General features: G+C 69.0%; 1 protein-coding gene. It reads right to left on the reverse strand.

Going from position 1 to position 1,699, the window contains the following annotated elements:
• Window positions 1–1,699 (reverse strand): amino acid adenylation domain-containing protein (locus tag NFX52_RS30050; protein WP_156358537.1); only part of this gene is annotated, 1,699 nt, incomplete at both ends.

The raw sequence follows: 1,699 nt of genomic DNA on the forward strand, positions 1-1,699 counted from the left end.
TGCACAGCCAGCAGCGAATGCCCGCCGAGCTCGAAGAAGTTGTCGTGCCGGCCCACGCGCTCGACCCGCAGAACCTCGGCCCAGATTGCCGCCAGCGTCTCTTCCACGTCGCCCTGCGGCGGCTCGTACTGCGCCCTGTTGGCAAACTCCGGCGCCGGCAGCGCCTTGCGGTCTACCTTGCCGTTCGCGTTCAGCGGCAAGCTCTCCAACACCACGATCACGCTGGGCACCATATAGTCGGGCAATTGCTCGCCCAGCCGCTCACGCAGTGAAGCGGCATCGATGGTTTGCCCTGCCGACGCCGACACGTAGCCCACCAGCCGCACCCCGCCCGGGCCATCCTTGGCCACCACTACCGCTTCGCGCGCCTCCGGCTGCGCCAGCAGCTGCGCCTCCACCTCTCCCAGCTCGATGCGCAGGCCCCGGATCTTCACCTGGTGGTCCAGCCGCCCCAGGTACTCCAGCTGCGCCTCGCCGTTCCACCGCACCAAGTCGCCCGTGCGGTACAGCCGGCCGGCCGCCTCGTCGAACGGGTCCGCCACGAACCGCTCCGCGCTCAGGCCCGCACGGCCCAGGTAGCCGCGTGCCAATCCGATACCGCCCAGGTACAGCTCGCCTGCCACGCCCTGCGGCGCCAGGTTCAGCCTACCATCGAGGACGTACGTCTTGATGCCGCTGATCGGCTGGCCGATCGGCACCAGGCTTTGCCCGTCGTCCCGGCAGGTCCAGTGCGTGACGTCGATGGCCGCCTCGGTCGGGCCATACAGGTTGTACAGGGCGGCCTGCGGCAGGCGTTCGAACACCACGTTCTGCGCTTCGGCCGGCAGCGCCTCGCCGCTGCATACGATGCGCCTCACGCTGATGCATGCCTCGATGCCCTCGTGCGCGAGGAATGCCTGCAGCATCGAGGGCACGAAGTGTAAGGTCGTGACCTGATGACCTCGGATCAGGTCGATTAGGCGCCCCGGGTCGCGATGATCGCCCGGCCCCGCCACCGCCAGGCGTGCACCCACCATCAGCGGCCAGAAGAACTCCCACACCGACACGTCGAAGCTGAACGGGGTCTTCTGCAGCACCGTGTCCGACTCGTCGAGCCGGTAGGCGTCCTGCATCCACGCCAGCCGGTTGTAGAGCGCGCAGTGGCGGTTGGCCGCCCCCTTGGGCCGGCCGGTCGAGCCCGAGGTGTAGATCACGTACGCCAGGCTCTCCCCGTGAACAGCAACCTGCGGGTCGTGTGCGGACTCGCCGCTGAGGTCCAGCGCATCGAACTCCAGCACCCGCACCTCATCAGTCGTCGGCAGGTGCGCTTCGACATGGCTCTGCGTGAGCAGCAGCCCAATGCCGCTGTCAGCCATCATGTATGCCAGCCGCTCGGCCGGATACTCGGGATCCAGCGGCACGTAGGCCCCGCCCGCCTTCAGGATCGCCAGCAGCCCCACCACCATCTCGATGGAGCGCTCCACCGCGATGCCCACCTTCGCCTCCGGCTTCACCCCCAGGGCGATCAGCCGGTGCGCCAGCCGGTTGGCCCGCCCGTTGAGCTCGGCGTAGCTCAGCGCCTCCTCGCCGAACACCAGCGCCGTCGCCGCCGGCCGCGCCCGCGCCCGCCGTTCGATCAACCGGTGCACCGGCTCCACCTCCACATACCGCTGCTCGTTGACGCCCCAGCGGTTCAGCTCTTGGCGCTCGGCCTCGCTCA

It is taken from the genome of Acidovorax facilis, assembly GCF_023913775.1.
Classification (GTDB): Bacteria; Pseudomonadota; Gammaproteobacteria; order Burkholderiales; family Burkholderiaceae_C; genus Acidovorax; species Acidovorax facilis.